19 protein-coding genes and 4 pseudogenes are annotated in these 15,840 nt (G+C 68.1%); 14 read left to right on the top strand and 9 right to left on the bottom strand.

All coding sequences use genetic code 11. The features are described from left to right. The first annotated feature begins 20 nt into the window (after positions 1 to 20). Positions 21 to 860 (top strand): MerR family transcriptional regulator, encoded by an 840-nt coding sequence (locus tag WAB15_RS37185; RefSeq protein ID WP_407289008.1) that lies wholly within the window; start codon positions 21 to 23, stop codon positions 858 to 860. 262 nt (positions 861 to 1,122) lie between these two features. Next, positions 1,123 to 1,737, top strand: coding sequence for a hypothetical protein (locus WAB15_RS37180; protein WP_407289007.1), 615 nt, complete (start codon positions 1,123 to 1,125; stop codon positions 1,735 to 1,737). Between the two features lie 570 nt (positions 1,738 to 2,307). Here WAB15_RS37180 and WAB15_RS37175 read toward each other — a convergent pair. Then, positions 2,308 to 2,595 (bottom strand): hypothetical protein, encoded by a 288-nt coding sequence (locus WAB15_RS37175; protein ID WP_407289006.1) that lies wholly within the window; start codon positions 2,593 to 2,595, stop codon positions 2,308 to 2,310. Between the two features lie 448 nt (positions 2,596 to 3,043). Between WAB15_RS37175 and WAB15_RS37170 the strand changes: the two genes are divergently transcribed. From WAB15_RS37170 to WAB15_RS37160, 3 genes are all read left to right on the top strand, one after another. Next, the gene (locus tag WAB15_RS37170; protein WP_399151173.1) at positions 3,044 to 4,141 is read left to right on the top strand and encodes a PP2C family protein-serine/threonine phosphatase; all 1,098 of its coding nucleotides are present in this window, start codon (positions 3,044 to 3,046) and stop codon (positions 4,139 to 4,141) included. Positions 4,142 to 4,299: 158 nt separating this feature from the next. After that, positions 4,300 to 5,040, top strand: a complete 741-nt coding sequence (locus WAB15_RS37165) for a DUF6333 family protein (RefSeq protein ID WP_407289005.1) — start codon at positions 4,300 to 4,302, stop codon at positions 5,038 to 5,040. Positions 5,041 to 5,292: 252 nt separating this feature from the next. Next, entirely contained in the window at positions 5,293 to 5,790 is a 498-nt protein-coding gene (locus tag WAB15_RS37160) for an N-acetyltransferase (protein WP_407289004.1), read from the top strand. 46 nt (positions 5,791 to 5,836) lie between these two features. Here WAB15_RS37160 and WAB15_RS37155 read toward each other — a convergent pair whose 3' ends face one another. Then, complete coding sequence (locus WAB15_RS37155) at positions 5,837 to 6,373, bottom strand: GNAT family N-acetyltransferase (protein WP_407289003.1); 537 nt, start codon at positions 6,371 to 6,373, stop codon at positions 5,837 to 5,839. A gap of 338 nt (positions 6,374 to 6,711) precedes the next feature. Between WAB15_RS37155 and WAB15_RS37150 the strand changes: the two genes are divergently transcribed. Further along, entirely contained in the window at positions 6,712 to 7,158 is a 447-nt protein-coding gene (locus WAB15_RS37150) for a TIGR03618 family F420-dependent PPOX class oxidoreductase (protein ID WP_399148128.1), read from the top strand. A 42-nt stretch (positions 7,159 to 7,200) separates the two neighbouring features. On the opposite strand, the gene WAB15_RS37145 is transcribed toward WAB15_RS37150, so the two are convergent. Continuing rightward, complete coding sequence (locus WAB15_RS37145) at positions 7,201 to 8,067, bottom strand: leucine-rich repeat domain-containing protein (RefSeq protein ID WP_407289002.1); 867 nt, start codon at positions 8,065 to 8,067, stop codon at positions 7,201 to 7,203. On the opposite strand from WAB15_RS37145, the gene WAB15_RS37140 reads away from it, so the two are divergent. After that, positions 8,066 to 8,431 (top strand): VOC family protein, encoded by a 366-nt coding sequence (locus WAB15_RS37140; protein WP_399148127.1) that lies wholly within the window; start codon positions 8,066 to 8,068, stop codon positions 8,429 to 8,431. The genes WAB15_RS37145 and WAB15_RS37140 overlap by 2 nt on opposite strands. Here WAB15_RS37140 and WAB15_RS37135 read toward each other — a convergent pair. Then, positions 8,429 to 8,521: pseudogene (locus WAB15_RS37135) on the bottom strand (IS5/IS1182 family transposase); the annotation flags it as partial. The gene WAB15_RS37140 and the pseudogene WAB15_RS37135 sit on opposite strands and share 3 nt — an antisense overlap. 60 nt (positions 8,522 to 8,581) lie before the next feature. On the opposite strand from WAB15_RS37135, the gene WAB15_RS37130 reads away from it, so the two are divergent. The 3 genes and pseudogenes from WAB15_RS37130 to WAB15_RS37120 all read left to right on the top strand — a co-directional run. Continuing rightward, positions 8,582 to 8,833 (top strand): LLM class flavin-dependent oxidoreductase, encoded by a 252-nt coding sequence (locus WAB15_RS37130; protein ID WP_407289001.1) that lies wholly within the window; start codon positions 8,582 to 8,584, stop codon positions 8,831 to 8,833. Then, positions 8,827 to 9,504 (top strand): annotated as a pseudogene (locus tag WAB15_RS37125) (Imm21 family immunity protein); the annotation flags it as partial. The gene WAB15_RS37130 and the pseudogene WAB15_RS37125, both read left to right, overlap by 7 nt. Before the next feature lie 631 nt (positions 9,505 to 10,135). Further along, positions 10,136 to 10,380 (top strand): annotated as a pseudogene (locus WAB15_RS37120) (IS5/IS1182 family transposase); the annotation flags it as partial. Positions 10,381 to 11,027: 647 nt separating this feature from the next. On the opposite strand, the gene WAB15_RS37115 reads toward WAB15_RS37120, so the two are convergent. Next, positions 11,028 to 11,321, bottom strand: a complete 294-nt coding sequence (locus WAB15_RS37115) for a hypothetical protein (RefSeq protein ID WP_407289000.1) — start codon at positions 11,319 to 11,321, stop codon at positions 11,028 to 11,030. A gap of 350 nt (positions 11,322 to 11,671) precedes the next feature. After that, positions 11,672 to 11,796 (bottom strand): annotated as a pseudogene (locus WAB15_RS37110) (IS5/IS1182 family transposase); the annotation flags it as partial. Positions 11,797 to 12,006: 210 nt separating this feature from the next. Here WAB15_RS37110 and WAB15_RS37105 point away from each other — a divergent pair. The 3 genes from WAB15_RS37105 to WAB15_RS37095 all read left to right on the top strand — a co-directional run bounded on the left by WAB15_RS37105 (position 12,007) and on the right by WAB15_RS37095 (position 13,048). Further along, positions 12,007 to 12,216, top strand: a complete 210-nt coding sequence (locus tag WAB15_RS37105) for an HTH domain-containing protein (protein ID WP_399148125.1) — start codon at positions 12,007 to 12,009, stop codon at positions 12,214 to 12,216. Between the two features lies 1 nt (position 12,217). After that, the gene (locus WAB15_RS37100; protein WP_407288999.1) at positions 12,218 to 12,790 is read left to right on the top strand and encodes a Clp protease N-terminal domain-containing protein; all 573 of its coding nucleotides are present in this window, start codon (positions 12,218 to 12,220) and stop codon (positions 12,788 to 12,790) included. Positions 12,791 to 12,925: 135 nt separating this feature from the next. Continuing rightward, positions 12,926 to 13,048 carry a hypothetical protein gene (locus tag WAB15_RS37095; protein ID WP_407288998.1) on the top strand — a complete coding sequence of 41 codons (123 nt, stop codon included), beginning with the start codon at positions 12,926 to 12,928 and terminating at the stop codon, positions 13,046 to 13,048. A gap of 105 nt (positions 13,049 to 13,153) precedes the next feature. On the opposite strand, the gene WAB15_RS37090 is transcribed toward WAB15_RS37095, so the two are convergent. The 3 genes from WAB15_RS37090 to WAB15_RS37080 all read right to left on the bottom strand — a co-directional run bounded on the left by WAB15_RS37090 (position 13,154) and on the right by WAB15_RS37080 (position 14,985). After that, complete coding sequence (locus WAB15_RS37090; RefSeq protein ID WP_407288997.1) at positions 13,154 to 13,642, bottom strand: hypothetical protein; 489 nt, start codon at positions 13,640 to 13,642, stop codon at positions 13,154 to 13,156. Positions 13,643 to 13,652: 10 nt separating this feature from the next. After that, positions 13,653 to 13,799 (bottom strand): hypothetical protein, encoded by a 147-nt coding sequence (locus WAB15_RS37085; RefSeq protein ID WP_407288996.1) that lies wholly within the window; start codon positions 13,797 to 13,799, stop codon positions 13,653 to 13,655. A gap of 220 nt (positions 13,800 to 14,019) precedes the next feature. After that, positions 14,020 to 14,985: a RimK family alpha-L-glutamate ligase gene (locus WAB15_RS37080; RefSeq protein ID WP_407288995.1), complete on the bottom strand. Its 966-nt coding sequence runs from the start codon at positions 14,983 to 14,985 to the stop codon at positions 14,020 to 14,022. A 246-nt stretch (positions 14,986 to 15,231) separates the two neighbouring features. Between WAB15_RS37080 and WAB15_RS37075 the strand changes: the two genes are divergently transcribed. After that, the gene (locus tag WAB15_RS37075; RefSeq protein ID WP_407288994.1) at positions 15,232 to 15,720 is read left to right on the top strand and encodes a hypothetical protein; all 489 of its coding nucleotides are present in this window, start codon (positions 15,232 to 15,234) and stop codon (positions 15,718 to 15,720) included. The last annotated feature ends 120 nt before the right edge of the window (positions 15,721 to 15,840 follow it).

The following is a 15,840-nucleotide window of genomic DNA, read 5'->3' as shown; positions in this document are numbered from 1 at the left end:
GCGCTGCACTTGGAGACATCATGTTCACCATCGGAGACTTCGCCCGGCACGGCCGCGTCTCGGTCCGGATGCTGCGTCACTACGACGCGACCGGGCTGCTGCGCCCGGCCCATGTCGACCCCGCAACCGGCTACCGCTACTACGCCGCCGCCCAGCTCACCCGACTCAACCGCGTCATCGCGCTCAAGGACCTCGGCTTCACCCTCCAGCAGGTGCAGGACATCGTGGAGGAGAAGGTCGCCACGGAGGAGCTGCGGGGCATGCTGCGGCTGCGGCGGGCCGAGCTGGAGACCGCCATGACTGCGGCGGCCCTGCGTCTGGTGCAGGTCGAGGCGAGGCTCCGAGCAATCGAGAGCGAGGGGCACATGCCCACGAACGACGTCGTCATCAAGAGCGTCCCGGCTGTGCGGGTGGCGGAGCTGACCGCGACCGCCGCGAGCTTCGAGCCCGAGGACATCGGCCCCGTCATCGGGCCTCTCTACGACGAGCTGTTCCAGCTCCTGGCTACGGCGGGTATCACTCCCACGGGCCCCGGTGTCGCCTACTACGAGGATGCCCCGGAGGGCGACGGCCGGATCCGCGTTCACGCCGCCGTCCAGGTCTCCGCCGCCGTCCAGGTCTCCACCCCTCTCCAGGACAGCGCCTTCCAGGTGCTCGACCTGCCGCCCCTTGCCCAGGCGGCGACCATCGTGCACCGCGGCTCGATGGACAGCGTGCTGCCCACGGCCCAGACCCTGGCCCGCTGGATCGACGGCAACGGCTACCAGTCGGCCGGATACCCCCGGGAGATCAACCTGGAGTGCCCGGATAACCGCGACGACTGGGTGACGGAACTTCAGGCACCGGTGACCCGGGCCTGACCGGGGTCGGCTCAGGGCTCCCCAAGCGGTCGCGCACCTGGGAAAACCTAGACCTGCTGCTGTCGTGCCCGCCCGATCACGTACCGCTGATCGCCGAGTGGTGGCGCCAGGCGGCACCCCGATTGGAAGTCCTGCACGAGCCGTTCGCCCACGTCACCAGTGGAGCCTCCGAGCGAACTCAGGATACGTTCGAGCAGATCTGGCCTGATGCCGGGCACCGCCTTGCGTCGGCCGACGGCCTGGCTGAACGTGAGGGAGCACCTTGATCTCGGAGTACCAGCAGCAATTGCGCGAACGGTTCGTCTCCGTCCCCGAGATTCCTCCGCCTGCTCCCTGGAGCCCGGTCCTGAGCCAACGGAATCCCATTGGCGGCCTGCTCGGCATCGGCTTCGCCGTCGCTCCCGACACCGGCCACGACCTCGTCATGGTGGTCTCGGTCGACGGGCACGGGCTCTTCGACACCCTCACCGGAGAGAAGATAGCCCGGGACCGCGACCCTGATCTCGACGACTGCACGCCAGATGCAGTGCCTGACCTCTCATGCCCCGGACTCGGACCGATCGCCGGGACCCGAGTGCGTATCGCCGGACTCTTCGGAGGCGGTCTCCACACCACCACTTCCGACGGCTGGAGCCTGGAAGTCGTCAGCCCCGAATGGCCTCACCACCGGGTCCTGCTCTCCGCCGACGGAGGAATGCCCCACAGGGGACCACACGGCGAGCGCTGGTGGCACATCTTCGACTCCAACTACTCAGAACTGCGGACCGCCGGCTTCTCACCGTCCGGACTCACCCTGGCCGTCGCCACCAGCAGCGACCTCACCCTTTGGACCCGTCGAAGCGCCGAAGCAGGCCCCACGGGTAACACCGACGCATGACGCGCGAGGAACTCGCCGGGATGCTCACCGAGCAAACAGGGGCTTGCGGGCCCGCGCGCGCTCGCGACGTTTTCTCATCGGGGCACGGTACTCGCCTGCACCGGAATCACCCTCACCGACGGCCCGCACGAGCGGGGCTAGGGCATAGGGCGCAGTCGAATGGATGGCCGGAGGCCGACGAGCTGGCCCAGCCGCGGGGAGGCCCGTAGTCGACTTCCCGACCACCGCGGGAGTTCTTGGTAGCCGGCGTTCAGGCGCGTGAGCTGCTCGGCGTCGTGGTCCGCGGGACCTTTCCCGCGCCGTCGGTGAGTGCGGAAAAGTCGGCGGGCCGGTACAGGACGGGGACGCCGTCACGGCTCACCTGATGCCCGCTGGGACTCGCTCGGGGCTACGGCGACCGCCGTCACCACGGGCGCGACCCCGACCACCGCGGCCGGGCCATGTGACGGCCAGGCTCACCAGAGGTGAAGGAAGCTCCGGATATCGTCGAGGCCGTCGACGGCTCGACCGTCCACGTCCGACAGATCCTCTTCAGCACGCGCCGCCAGCAACTCCGCCAGTTCAAGGGCCTCATCGCTGAGTCGGATGCCCCGGCCCGGCGAACCTACGCGACCACAGCCCTAGCCGCTGATATGGATGAGGGCGGTGCGTTGCGCCCCGACCGTCCTCGGCGAGGAAGTGCACGACCGCCTTCTTGCCGATCATGTGGCTGGGGCCTTCCAGGGCGACGGCGGTGGCGTTCCCCGGCGGTGCCAGCCACTCGGCGTCGTCGGTGAGGACGGCGGAGATCCGATCGGCGTCGTGGCTGGCGAACGCTTTCCATGCGTTCTCCACGACGCTGCGGTTGCGTTGCGACATGCCTTGGACCTCAGGAAGGCGTGGCCGGCGAGGCTGGCGGTATTCCGACGTCACCGCCCTGTGAAGCGAACGCAACCTGATAGGCCCCGAGGTCGTTCACTCGGTCGGCGGGCAGCTCGGATCGTTTCCCGGAGGTGTTCGTCGGCCGCCCTGAAGCCACGTCTGCAGAATGCGGAGACCGTGCACATCCGGGCGAATCGTTCACTTGTTCGAGTTCGGCGGAGACGGCCCCTCCGTCTAGCCGAATCTTGATGATCATTGGGTTTGCGCCGTCGATCCCTGATGGTGCCCGTCAAGCCGCGCGAGCGCCGGGAGGCGCGAGCGCGCAGTGCCGGCCACCACGCGACAGGCCCCAGAGGCATTGGCGAGGCGGCGGGCGAGCGGGATGGGCGGCCGACCACGATCCGCCGGAACGCTATGTCCTGATTCCACCGATATTCTGTGGAGTGTGATCGAGTCTGGACGGCCGCGGCTCCGTCGCAACCACGGCCGGGGGAAGCTTGTGCGGCTGTCGCCGGTGATCTTGACCGTCGTCATCGCCAGCCTGGCCTACGCCACTCCCCCGGACATGGCCTTCAGCCGCCTCCTGCCGGCGGCGCCGGCCCTCGCGGCCGCCATGTGGCCGGTGCTCCCCACCATCCTGCTGGGCACGGTCTGCCTCTTTCTGATGATCGGCCTCAGCGTCGTCTTCCCCGGTCTGGGGACGTGGTGGACGGCTGCGGGGATCATCGCGGTCACCGTGGCGGCCGCGTACGGAAGTCATGTCCGGCTCCAGCGGGAGCGGACCCTCTTCCAGGTGCGGCTCGTCGCCGACGCCGCGCAGCAGGTGGTGCTCAGTCCGATGCCCCGCCGCTTGGGAAGCGTGGAGATCGAGTCGCTGTACCTCGCGGCCGCGGCGGAGGCACGGATCGGCGGGGACTTCTACGAGGTGGTCGACACGCGATACGGGGTCAGGCTGCTCATCGGTGACGTACGGGGCAAGGGCCTGCCGGCAGTGGGGGCGGCCGCGGCGATCGTCAACTCCTTCCGCGAGGCCGCCTACAGCGAAGCCGACATGGTCGAGGTCGCCCGCCGCCTCGACGCCAGCAGCACCCGCTACAACGCCGCCTATCCCCCCGAAGGGCCCATGGAACGCTTCGCCACCGGCCTCCTCGTCCAGATCCCGCACGGAGGCAGGCGTATGGAGATCCTCAACTGCGGACACCCCCCGCCGTTGCTCCTGAACCGCCGGGGACTGCGTGCCCTCGAGCCCACCGCGCCCTCGCCGCTGCTCAACCTCGCAGACCTGATCGGCGATGACTACACCGTCGACACCTACGACTTCACCCCCGACGACCTCCTGCTCCTCTACACCGACGGGATCGCCGAAGCCCGCACCCACAACGGCCAGTTCTTCCCCCTGGCAGCCTGGATGCGCCAACAATCCACGGCGACACCCCACGAGTTGCTCACGGCCCTTCACCGCGACCTCCTCCGCTACAGCAAAGGACGCCTCGACGACGACATCGCCGCCCTCGCCGTACGCCTACGCACACCGCCGGAATAGGCCCGACCGGCCGATCAGTGCCTGGTCGAAGCGCGCGGCTGGAGGTGCGACTCCAAAGCGGCGTAGACCTTCCGCCAGGCATCCGCGCCGGCTCGCGGATCGTAATCCTCCGGGCCGGGTTCGCGCCGGTGTCAGTGGTCGTCGCTACGGTGCCTGTCATGAACGACCTCTCTTTCTGGACGTGCCCGCCCGAGACGGCCGTCCGCAGTTCGAACTCCGACGAATACCTCATCACCCTCCTGGACCCGCCGCGGCACGAGAGCACCGCCGAGTTGCCGCCTCACGACCACGTGCGGGCACGCGCGTTCGCTGAGGCCTTCCCTACGGTCGACGCGGTGCTGGAAGAACTTCCTCCCCTGCCTGCGTCCGAGGCTCTGCATGCGGAGACGCTCTCGGACCTGGATCTGATCACGATCGGCTGCTGGGGCGCCGTGACCCGCATATCCGATCCGGCCCTCGCCACTTACGACGCCGGCATGGACCCGGTCCTGAAGCAGGTCACAGCCCTCCACGAGCGCTACTCCAGTGCCCTGATCGTGGGCTCCGCCGCGCCAGACTTCGGTGAGACGCACACGGAGGACGTGATCTGTCTTCCCGACGGTCTGACGCTCTTCGCTTCCGGGTTCCCCGCTTACGAATCCCCGTGGTTCGTCGACGGGGATCCCCGAACCGTCCTGAACGCCCTTGGCATCGACCTGGCGGATCTGACCGATGAGGACCGCGAATACCTCTACTTGGACGAAGAACCCCACCTCACCAACTGGGGGATGCTGGGAGAACTGGTCCTTGAACACTGTGGCCGCAGGTTGCGAACAGGGCTTGAGATGTCCGTGTTCCGCGTCCGCCACACCGAGGACTACACCTCGATGATGGAGGAGATGTGGATGTGGTCGCGCTAAGGGCTGTCCCGTAATCCCTGGTGGATCAGCGCACGGCGTCAGATGCGGTGCATCGCAAGGCGGAGGGACGTCCGGATACTGGGCGTATCCGGATGTTCCGACAACGCGGCGAGGTGCCGTAGCTGTCTTCGTGCGCCCGCCAGGGGTTACGGGACAGCCCTTAGGGACCGTCTGTGGGATCACTTGGTCCGCAGGAAGACTGCTGCGATGTGCAGGGCGGCTTGGTGGATGCGGGATGTAGCCTCGGCCCTTATGAGTTGGCTGCCCGACGACTTCGTCCACCCCGTCCACGTGCCCGTGCCCGACACCGCGCTTCACCTGCGGCCGATCCGGGAGGCGGACACCGGGATCGACTACCCCGCCGTGATGGGCTCCCGAGAGCGTCTGTGGGAGATCTTCGGCCCGGCCTGGGCTTGGCCCCAGGAGACGATGACCTATGAAGAGGACCGCATCGACTTGCTGCGGCACGAGAAGGAGATAGCCGCGCACCAGTCGTTCAACTACGCGCTGTTGAACGAGGAGGAGACGGCGCTCCTCGGCTGCGTCTACATCGACCCACCCGAGCGCACCGGCTCCGATGGAGAGGTCTCCTGGTGGGTAGTGGACGACCTCGTCGGCGGCGAGGCGGAGAGCGCGCTCGACGCGCTGGTGCCACAGTGGATCGCCGCCGACTGGCCCTTCCAGCGGCCCCGTTATCTGGGCCGCGACATCACGTGGCAGGACTGGCTCGCGCTGCCGCGCGCTTCGTGACACGTCCGGGCGGCGTCCGGACTCGCCCGCGCCCCGCCCCCAGAGCTCAATCGACCGGCGTGACCGGGGACCACATGCCGAACCACTGCTCGGCGCCGTAGGCCTCATACCGCTCCACCTCGATGAACCCCAGCTTCGCCGCGAGGCGCATCGAGCGGACGTTGGCGGTCTGGGTGGCGAGTACCACGGGTTCGCCGGGAAGTGCGCGGGCGAACCAGTCGAGTGCCGCTCCGCACGCCTCGGCGGCGTATCCGCCTCCCCACGCTTCCGGCAGGAACAGGTAGCCGAGTTCGGCCTTCCCGGCAGCCTGACGAAGGTGCCCCGTTTCTCTGGTGAGCGTGATCTGGCCGATCATCACTCCGTCGAGATCGACTATGAAAAGGCCGGGGCGCCGGCTGGGCACCCCGGGCATCTCGCTCTCAAGCTCGTCACGCGTTCGAGGGCCACCGAGGTAAGTGCCCACCTCTGGCGAGGCCAGCAGCTCGATGACCGCCGCACGGTCCCGGGCCTCGGGCTCACGGAGCACGAGCCGCTCGGTCCTGATCGGGGCAGGTGGCCAGGCGACGGGACCAAGTTGAGTCATGCCGACCAACCAATCAGCAGGCTCAGCAGCGATCAAGACTCGCGGACCGATGAACCCACCGGCCCAGGCCCACACTCGCCAACGGGTCCGCCTGGCGCCGAGGCTGTGGACTACCGGCCGATCGCTCTCTGAGCCAGGCGTATGGGGCACCCGACTTGGCGTTCGGAACGGGGTCGGGTTGCGGCGAAGCCGTAGGAATCGGTGCCGGTTTCGATGATGTTGCCGCCGAAAGCGAGGCGGTCAGCGATGGCGACGCAGAGGCGGGGTCGGCGAAGGCCCTTGGTCCAGCGTGCGCGGCCCCGAAACATGCTGGTGATCATGATTGGTAGCCTGCCGGGATGACTGCGACCTTCGACGAAGCCGTCCGCGCCCGTCTGCAAGCCCCCAACATCTGGTACGTCGGCACCGTGTTCGCCGACGGGGCACCGCAGGTCAGCCCGATGTGGGTCGATCTGGAGGGAGACGGGGAGTTGACGTTCAACACCTCGGTAGGCCGGGTGAAGGAGGAGAACCTGCGTCGCGACCCCCGCGTCTATCTCTCGCACGCGGACTCCACCGATCCCTTCGACCGAGTGCAGATCAGTGGTGAGGTGGCCCGCTTCATAGAGGGCGAGGAGGCGCGCGACCGAATGGATCGGCTTGCCCAGAAGTACCTGGGCAGCGAGCGCTTCGAGTGGCTCATGCCGGGGGAGCAACGGGTCGCGGTGATCGTGCGCCCGGTCAAGGTCCGGCACATCGTCGGCGTGGAACGTTTTCGGCCCGGCGGCCCCTGCCCCGCTCCCTGATCCGGGTTTCGCCGATAGAGCGGTGGCCTTGGTACCGGTGGTTCACAGGAGGACGACGCACCCGCGCTCTTCCAGCTCGGTCAGAACGTGGTGGGAGGGCATGCAGGTGTTCCAGCGCAGATCGAGCTTCTCCAGCGCAGGCATCCGTGCGACCCAATGCGGCAACCGACCGATGCGGTTGCTGCGCAGGTCGAGCTGACGAAGCCGTGGAAGGTCGACCAGGGTCTCCGGCAACTCGGTGAGTGCGTTCTCCCGTAGGTCCAGGTGCCGCAGTTCACCCAGGTCCGTCATCGAGGGCGGCAGATTTGTGAGCTTGTTCCCTCGCAGCCAGAGTTCGCGCAACTGGTGGAGGTGACCGAGGCTGTCGGGCAACCTGGTCAGCCGATTGTGCTGAGCTCGGAGCTCGATCAGACCCGCCATCCGGCCGATGGTTTCGGGCAGGGCGGTGAGAGGGTTTTCGCCGACGTTGAGGTAACGCAGCCGCGTCAGGTTTCCCAGCGTGTCCGGGAGCCGGGACAGGTTGTTGTCGTGCAGGTAGAGGCAGCCGCTGAGTTCCGTCAGGTCGCCCAGAGTGTCGGGCAGCGATGTGAGCTTGTTGTGGCCAAGGTCCAAGGTGGTGAGCCTGTGCAGTTCTCCGATCTCGGATGGGAGAGCGGTGAGCCCGTTGTCTGCCAGGATCAGCACCTGGACCTCGGTTCGCTGCCAGACCGACTCGGGTACTTCCCCCAGTTGATGGCGCCAGAAGTTGAGTGTGGGCTGCACGGCCTTGTCCTCTCCGTCGGCGGTTTGGCTCCAGATTCTCGTGTGGATCTTGAGGCCGCGCAGCTGCGTGTGTCGCCGCGCCCGACCGGGGCGGATCAACGGAAAACCATGCGACAACTTCCTGGTGATAACGGAGAGTTGACGCATGCTAGATCACATTGCCATCCAAGTGCATGACATCGCGGCCAGCGCCGCTTTCTACGACGCCGTACTCGCTCCGTTAGGTGGCGAGCGTAAGAAGCAGTTCGGCGAGAACATCAGCTTCGGGGTCACGGGCCACCCGTTGTGGCTGGTCCCCGCGACCGACGCCGCGCCTGCGCGTGAGCTGCACATCGCATTCGCCGCGGCCGACCGCGCCGCCGTGGACGGCTTCCACGCAGCGGCCCTCGCGGTGGGTGCCGAGGTCCTGCACGCGCCCCGACTCTGGCCGGAATACCACGAGTCCTACTACGGATCCTTCGTCCGCGATCCCGATGGGAACAACGTCGAGGCCGTCTGCCATCGGCCTTGAGGACAGGGGCCGCAGCCCGCCCCCACCGGCCAGGTGGATCTTGGTGGTGAGCCCGCGGCGGGAGCGGCCCAGGCACTCATCGTCCCTGTGCGCGTGCCCGCATCCCCCGCTCTCGCGGGCCGGCCGTGGAAGGCCTGAGGACCGCGGCGCATGCGGCGGCGCCACGTGCTCTCCGCCGGGCGGTTCAGTCTCGGGGTCGGGGTCGGGGTCGGCTGGTCGGCCGAGGAATTCGCAGCGCTCGGAGTCCCCTTCGCCGGGCGCGGGCGGCGCACCGAAGAGTACCTCGCCGCGATGCGCGCCCCCTGGGCCGAGGACCCGGCCTCCTTCACAGGGGAGTTCACCCGTTTCGACGCGATCCGGGTCAACCCCAAGCCCTGCGCGGCGGCCGGCTCCCGGTGGTAGTCGGCGGCAACAGCGACGCCGCCTTGCTGCGCGCGGTCACACTCGCCGACGGCTGGTACGGCTTCAACGTCCCAGCCGCCGACGTCCCGGCGCGCGTCGCCGTTCTCACGGACGAGTGCGCCCGCCACGGTCGTGCGTTTGACGAGCTCACGGTCGCCGTCGCGCTGAGCGACGGCATCCCGGAGCACCTCCCCGCACTCGGTGCGGCGGGCGTCACCGAACTCGTCATCGTCGGCGCACCCCCGCCCGCTCCCGACGCGGCGGCCACCTGGGTCGCGGAACTCACCACAGCCGGCTCAACCGCGTCTTCGCCCACCTGGGTCGAGTCGACGGGTGGCCCGCTGATAGCAGTGCCGGTTTCCGCGTTGGCCCGGTGGCGTGGTTGCACAGAATCGGGGATGGTCGTCGGCGGCGGGGACGTTCGGGACGACTATGACCGCGCCGGCGAGGTAGAGGGTCTGGCCGGGGTGATTTCCATCGGCGAGGAGGGCGCCCAGGGAGTCGTCTTGGCGGACGAGCCCGCCAGCAGCTGCTATCTGCCGGAACTCCAAGCGTTCGTCCGCCGGCTGGGCGCCGACTGCGAGGGCGATCTGATCGCCGCGGCCGAGGCGGTGCTTGCCGACCCCACCACCGAGTGGGAGGAATCCGGTGTGTGGGATACGGATGGCCCGGCGGTGCTCATGGACTCCGTGACAGCCGGGGCCGAGCTGGGTGTCGAGTACCCGGCCGGCGGTGACCTGCCGGAGCAGGCGCGGGTTCGAGCATGGCGTCAACCACATCGACACGGCCGCCTTCTACTTCTCGCCCCCTGCGGTCCGCGAACGAACTCATCCCCGACACCGCGGGCACTCGGGCCCCGTCGCGCTGGTACCGACCTGCGAGCGCGACGGACACCTTTGACGGCTGACCGATGACTGCAGCGCTTGCGCACCAGCCACCCACACACCGCGGCATCGTGATGTCTGCGGCTTACTGAAGCCGACCGGTTGGCGCACGTGTGCGCGATGGCGCCGGGCACCTGGCTCCTGGCACCTTGACCGCCGAACTCGACCGTCTCGCTGCTGTTGGCATTGCGGCGTCATGGTCGTATGACCCGGCGACAGAAGACGTTTCACGTGGCCCCTGGCCCGTTGCCAAGAGGTCCGCAATGGCACACGACCGGCAGGTGGTCGCGGCATTCCCCGCGGCGTTGCTTTGACGCAGAGTCAGGCGCCGGCGCCTGTCGCAACGTGACAGTTCACCGCGCCGGTACCGGCCTGCCGTGGCGGGATCTGGCGGCCACGGTTCGGCAAGTGGAAGACAGCGCACAGCTCGCGACGCAACCGCCGTTGCCTGCGCCGCCGCCAGATCGGCCACACCATCCCCGAGCCGGAGAACCAGCGGACAAACCGGCAGCGGCGCGGAAGCGCAGGAGGCCGGCCCACCGCCTTCGACGCGGCGCGGTACACCCGCAGGAACGAAGTCGAGCGGCGATGCGCTTCGACAAGCGGGCTTACGTCTTTCACGGGACGGTCACCCTCGCCGCGATCAGGCTGTGGCTCCGGTGATGACCTCGGCTTCGCTTCAGGGAGCGGGGCGGCCCTTCGTGGCCCCCCGCCACGACCGCGGAAGCCCGAGGAGCCGGTGTGCCCACGCACCTTCGTGAACCATCAGGCTGCGTGCCGCGTCCTCCTGATGCGCGGCCCGTGCCGGGGGCGCTGCGCGAGGGAGAGCAGGGGGCGGATGACGGGTGAAACGATCGGTCTCGGGCTGGCCGAATTGGCGGGCCTGGTGAGTCTGTGGGCCGGTGCGCGGGAGGCACGGCTGCAGATGCGGCTGAGCCGCCACGGGCTGCATGCCGAGGGGGTGGTGGTGGACCAGGAGCATGCGCCAGCGGACGATTGTTCGATGCCCGTCATCGAGTTCCAACCCCGGCGACTGTTAACAACGCTCGTGATCAGTACACCTAGCCCTGGCTGTGCCCCTGCCCCTGGCCCTGAAAAGGCAGACGCAGCTGGTCAGCTGGTCCCCAGATGAGTCCGCAGGTCCGGGGGCGTCGATCGGCAGGCTGTAGGCGGAAGGCTGCCGGCAGCAGCGCCACCGCGATCGGGGAGAAGCTCAGGACCCGTCCGATGACTTACGGCCCGGATGACGGCCGCACGACAACGCCCGCCCCGATGGTGTCGGGGCGGGCGTCAACTGTCTGTCGGAGCGATCAGACGTTGTTCTCGGCGTCTTCGTACGCCTTGATCCGGTTATCGATGGCGCGCGCCTCGGCGCGGGCACGCTCTGCCGCCTCGTGCTCGCCGTCCTGGTCCAGTCGGTTGGCCTTGGCCTTCAGGTCGGCGGACTGCTGGCGCAGCTCGTCGAGGTTGACGTGGATGCTGCCCGCCCGGGCCACCGCGGCGTGCGAGCCGGTGGTCGTGGCGGCGTGTGCGGGCAGGGCCGCGAACAGTACACCTCCGGCCATTGCGGCCGTGACGGCGAAAGCGGAAATGCGTCGACGCATAGGGTCCCCCTGGTCGAAAACAGTGGTTACTTGCGGATAAGTGTACGCGAAATGATCTTGCGCTCTTGCACTCGATGCCACGTCAGGGGGGAATTGACCTGGGATGACGCAACCGACTCGCTCAATCTCCTTGGATTTATGGGGTGTTGCCGTCAGTCTCCCTCTGCGGGGGGGTCGGTACACGGGGCCGTCGGTTCAGGGCCTGACGGGAGAGGATGGTGCGGGCGAAGCCCTCGATCGCTGCCGCGATACGGGGACGGGCGCTCGAGCCCGCCCCCGCCAGCAGGCGGTACATGTGCCTGGTGGGCGACGCGGAAGGCAGCGACCCGGTACCCGCCGTGGGATGCCGGTTGGCGAAAGAGAATGCCGGTGATCACCCGGCGGTGGCTCTTCCCCGTCCGCCGCGCCCAATGTTCCGCGGCAGGTGCGCCTTCGACCGAGCCCACTCCGCGCCGGACAAGTCACCACGTCCCACGAGGGGCGGAACGACATGGATTCCGCCCAGTCATCAGATCCATCGGACACTGACCAGGCACGCGGCCCACGCACCGCCAGCATCGCGCTCAGGGTTCCTACTGCCGTCCCGAACATGCCCGCCCCGAAGGACAACACTCCGGCAGAGCACTCCACCTCACCCGTCAACCACGATTGACAACAACTCTCGCGTCAACGTAAGTTGACAACCATGACCGAGGCAACCGATCTCGCCGAGCGAGCAGGGGACCGTGACCCGCGGGTCGGGCTGCGGGCCGTGGCCGCGCTGCGTCGACTGCTGGAGCAGCTTGAGTCCGTACAAGTCAGAAGCGCCCGGAACCAAGGCTGGTCGTGGCAGGAGATCGCCAAGGAATTGGGCGTCAGCAGGCAGGCTGTACACAAGAAGTACGGGAGGCATTGACGTGTTCGAGAAGTTCACCAGGAGCGCACGCGACGTGGTCAAAGGCGCGATCAGCCACTCCGGGCGGGCCGGGGCCACGGCCGTCACCGAGGAGCATCTGCTGCTGTCGCTGCTCGACGCAGAGGGCACCACAGCCTCATCCGCCTTGGCCTCGCTCGGCGTGGATCGGCGCCGCGAGGCCCTGGAGGGAGCGCTGCGGGAGGCCCGGCAGCGCGGCGGGATCTCTCGGGCGGACGCCGAAGCGCTGGCCGGCTTCGGTATCGACGTCGACGAGGTCGTCGCCCGTGTCGAGGCCACCCACGGAAGCGGCGCGCTGGCCGCCGACCGCACAACCAAGCGCTGGCGGCCCGCAGGACATCGCCCCTTCACCCCCGAGGCGAAAGCCGTGCTGGAGCGCTCCCTGAGGGCCGCGCTGGCCCGCGGCGACCGGCACATCGGCGACGAGCACATCCTGTTGGCGCTTGCCGCCCACCCTGGCGTGGTGGCGGACGTGCTCACCGAGTACGGAGCCGACCAGGCCGAGGTCGAGCGCGCGCTCAGGGACGGCGGGCCAGGGCGAGCCAGGGCGAGCTGAGCGCTCGGGGGTCAGCAGCTCGCAGTCAAGGTCAGGCATGGTGCGCCCTGCGCGGTCAGAGACGCCTTGAAAACATCGGACAGGGCGCTCAAGCGGTATGGGTCAAATTCTCCGCGAATAACGGGGAGTCCGACCGTGCCTTCCGTGAATGTGGTGGTCGTCGACGGCCACCAACTGATGCGGGACGACCTGCAAAACATCCTGGAGAGCGGTGACGACATCCGCGTATCCGCGTATCCGCGTATCCGCGACAAGTAACGGTCGTACAGCCGTGGACCGCGGCTGTACGACGCCGGCCTGTCGGCGGGCGCGCGTCAATGAGACGGCTTCTTGAACTCATGAGGTGGACCGGTCTCGGCCGCTCTACGCGAGCCTGTAGTCGTAGTAGTCGCGGGGACCGGTCAAGATGGCCTGAAAGTAGAGCGGCTCGCCATCGGTGTCGAGGGGGACTTCATGACCGGCTACACGTGTGAAGCCCATGGAGAGCTGTGGCACGAAGGCGTAGAGAGTTTCGTCCAGCACGGTCAGGCCCATCCCCTCCAACTGCTTCAGTAGCTCGCGAGCTGGAGTCCGGAAGACATCGATTCCACGGAAGCGCACGGTGATCTCTTCAACACCGGGGCGCGGGATCCACATCTCGGCAGCAGTGAGGGTCTTCCCGTCTTCGATATGGAAGACGATCTCGAACTGCGGATGCAGGGCAAGAACCTTCATGTAGTGGACAGGGTCGGCGGACCCATCATCCCGCACCTTGACCTGCCCCAGTTCCGCGGCAACTGCTCGTACGGTGTCGGCAGCTGCCCCGAGGGGAAAGCCGGTGATGCCGTTCGGTGGGTCCAGCTCGAAGTCCATGTTGCTCATTTCAGGAAACAGGTTCGGGCCTTTCGGCCATTGTCTGCCAGGAGTATTTCTGGAAGGTTGTTGTGCGGCAGATGGCCGACCGGCTCTTTGGTCGCAGCATCGCACTTGCTGCATGCACGCGCCGGATCTTGTCGATGTCCGTCTTCATGGCCTCGTCCGATTCTCCTTGCGCGCGATGGGCGCTCGGCTCCACGCGCCGCGCGCCATCGGCCGGATGCCCTCCCGGAAACAACTTCTCCGAACCGGCACACCGAACCATTGGCTTCCGCTCCCGACGCGGTGGTGGGGTTCCGCGAGAGCCCCCAATCTCGCTTCCATTCCCCACTTGCTCGAACCGAATGCATCCGAAGTCGCCCAGATGTTTTGACCTAGGGCGTGGCCGACGGGTGGGACATCTGAGACATCTGACGGTGGCGCTCGATGCAGGCAGTGATGGCGGGAATCACCGCTGTCATCTCCGGGCGCCAGCCTGGGACCGCGTTGACCTCGCAGATGGTGTGGGCACCGGTCGCGGTGAAGAGGAGGTCAACGCCTGCGATGGTCAGGCCCAGCGTCCGTGCGGCCAGAACCGCGAGGGACTCGGCCTCTGGATAGCGGCCTCGGCAGAGGCTGACGGCGCCGCCTCGGGCGAGGTTCGAGGCAAGGGCGTCGTCGCGCGCGGTGCGTACCGCGGCGGCGACGGGTTCGCCCTCCACGATGACGACGCGCAGGTCGCGTCCGTGCGAGGGGGCCACGTACTCCTGGAAGAGGAGGGGCATGTCGTGGGCGGCGCCGTCGGCCGCCTGACGCAACGTGGGGAGGTCCGGGACAAGGGACACCTGGCGGCCCTGGTAGCCGTTGACGGGCTTGACCACGCAGGGCACGTCAAGGCCTGGGGTGCGGACGACGCCGTTCAGCGGTGCCGTGGCGTAGGAGAGCGACGCGGGCACCGGAAGGCCGGCCGCGGCCAGTTCTTGCAGCTGCCAGAACTTGTTCCGGCAGGTGATCTGCGATTCGAGTGAGTTGAGGAGCGTGCTCCCCATGCGCTCCAAGTGCCGCAGGAGCGTCACTTCGCGGTCGTGGTGCATCGAGCCGGGTACCTGTCGTACGCATACGACCTTCGGGGCGGGCATCTCCTCTCCGACCAGCGTGCGCAGGCTCAACCTTCCGTCGCGGACGCCGAGGAGGAGCTCGTCCGTGTGCCAGACGGCGAAGCGCGAGCCGTACGCCGCGGTCAGCGCATCGGCCAGAGCACGTGTCGCCCCCACCGGCTCAGCCGGATGGGCACGCACCAGCATCCAGATATCGGGAAACGACCGCTCTAACGACAACGACTCCGCCATGTGTCCGCTCATCCCCATGAGACAACCAGTAACGGCAGGAGATTCTCGTCGAGGCGGCACCAGGTCGTGATGACTCGCCGGACGCGCTCCCTCGGCCGAACCTTCGGTCCGCCGCAGTGCCATTCGATCAACGTCTCGACATCGGCGGGGAGCGTTGCGTCGGCCTGTCGCGATGCTGGTTGCCCCAGGCGCTGGAGCGGGCTCGCCTCCTGCGAGCATGTGGCCCGTGCGGGCGGATCACAGGAGAGGTGGAGAGCCGTGGAGACGTTGGTCGACGAGGCCGTCATGGCGGTACTTCGCGGCGGGGACGGAGCGACGGTCCGTCTGTACGTAGCCGCCTGCGCCGAACGCATGGCACCGCTGTTTGTGGGACTGCGGGCCGGCGCAGCGGGCCGGGAGACCGACGTGGATTTCTACGCGGAGTCCGTATGCGACCTTTGGTATGCCGACCGCCCGCTCTCCGACGCCGCGGAGCGCGTACGTGCGCTGGAGCGGTTCCCCGAGCTGCAGCCGCGCGACGAGGAGGTCACCGACGTCGCCGGTACCTACACCTTCTTCGCCGCCCTTGTCCTGCGTTACGCCCTGCTGGCCAACGACTCCGGGAGCCCGGCTGACGCGGTGTCCTGCGGCCACGCGGCGCTCACCGCGATGGGGATGCTGGACCAGAACGTGGTCGGCGCCGGCTTCCGTGCGCAGGAGCACGGACTCCAGGCCCGCTCGGTGTCCGGTGACGCCGCGGGGCTGTGAGGAGCGAGTGCCGAGGCGGGGCGCGAACGGTTCCGCACCGCGCTTGGCCGTACCGCCGGCAGCTCGGGCCGAGGGCACACGACGCCGAATCCGGGCCCGACCGCTCTCTCCAGCGGTACA

Source organism: Streptomyces sirii (assembly GCF_045690365.1).
Taxonomy (GTDB): domain Bacteria; phylum Actinomycetota; class Actinomycetes; order Streptomycetales; family Streptomycetaceae; genus Streptomyces; species Streptomyces sirii.
This window is presented reverse-complemented; position numbering and strand designations above follow the sequence as displayed.

Excerpts from the sequence above, each read along its gene's own strand:
- WAB15_RS37140 (WP_399148127.1), top strand. The coding sequence starts at position 8,066 with ATGCTAGATCACATTGCCATCCAAGTGCATGACATCGCGGCCAGCGCC.
- WAB15_RS37105 (WP_399148125.1), top strand. The coding sequence starts at position 12,007 with ATGACCGAGGCAACCGATCTCGCCGAGCGAGCAGGGGACCGTGACCCG.
- WAB15_RS37165 (WP_407289005.1), top strand. The coding sequence starts at position 4,300 with ATGAACGACCTCTCTTTCTGGACGTGCCCGCCCGAGACGGCCGTCCGC.
- WAB15_RS37185 (WP_407289008.1), top strand. The coding sequence starts at position 21 with ATGTTCACCATCGGAGACTTCGCCCGGCACGGCCGCGTCTCGGTCCGG.
- WAB15_RS37115 (WP_407289000.1), bottom strand. The coding sequence starts at position 11,321 with ATGCGTCGACGCATTTCCGCTTTCGCCGTCACGGCCGCAATGGCCGGA.
- WAB15_RS37085 (WP_407288996.1), bottom strand. The coding sequence starts at position 13,799 with ATGAAGACGGACATCGACAAGATCCGGCGCGTGCATGCAGCAAGTGCG.
- WAB15_RS37160 (WP_407289004.1), top strand. The coding sequence starts at position 5,293 with ATGAGTTGGCTGCCCGACGACTTCGTCCACCCCGTCCACGTGCCCGTG.
- WAB15_RS37145 (WP_407289002.1), bottom strand. The coding sequence starts at position 8,067 with ATGCGTCAACTCTCCGTTATCACCAGGAAGTTGTCGCATGGTTTTCCG.
- WAB15_RS37150 (WP_399148128.1), top strand. The coding sequence starts at position 6,712 with ATGACTGCGACCTTCGACGAAGCCGTCCGCGCCCGTCTGCAAGCCCCC.
- WAB15_RS37130 (WP_407289001.1), top strand. The coding sequence starts at position 8,582 with ATGCGGCGGCGCCACGTGCTCTCCGCCGGGCGGTTCAGTCTCGGGGTC.
- WAB15_RS37175 (WP_407289006.1), bottom strand. The coding sequence starts at position 2,595 with ATGTCGCAACGCAACCGCAGCGTCGTGGAGAACGCATGGAAAGCGTTC.
- WAB15_RS37155 (WP_407289003.1), bottom strand. The coding sequence starts at position 6,373 with ATGACTCAACTTGGTCCCGTCGCCTGGCCACCTGCCCCGATCAGGACC.
- WAB15_RS37090 (WP_407288997.1), bottom strand. The coding sequence starts at position 13,642 with ATGGACTTCGAGCTGGACCCACCGAACGGCATCACCGGCTTTCCCCTC.
- WAB15_RS37080 (WP_407288995.1), bottom strand. The coding sequence starts at position 14,985 with ATGAGCGGACACATGGCGGAGTCGTTGTCGTTAGAGCGGTCGTTTCCC.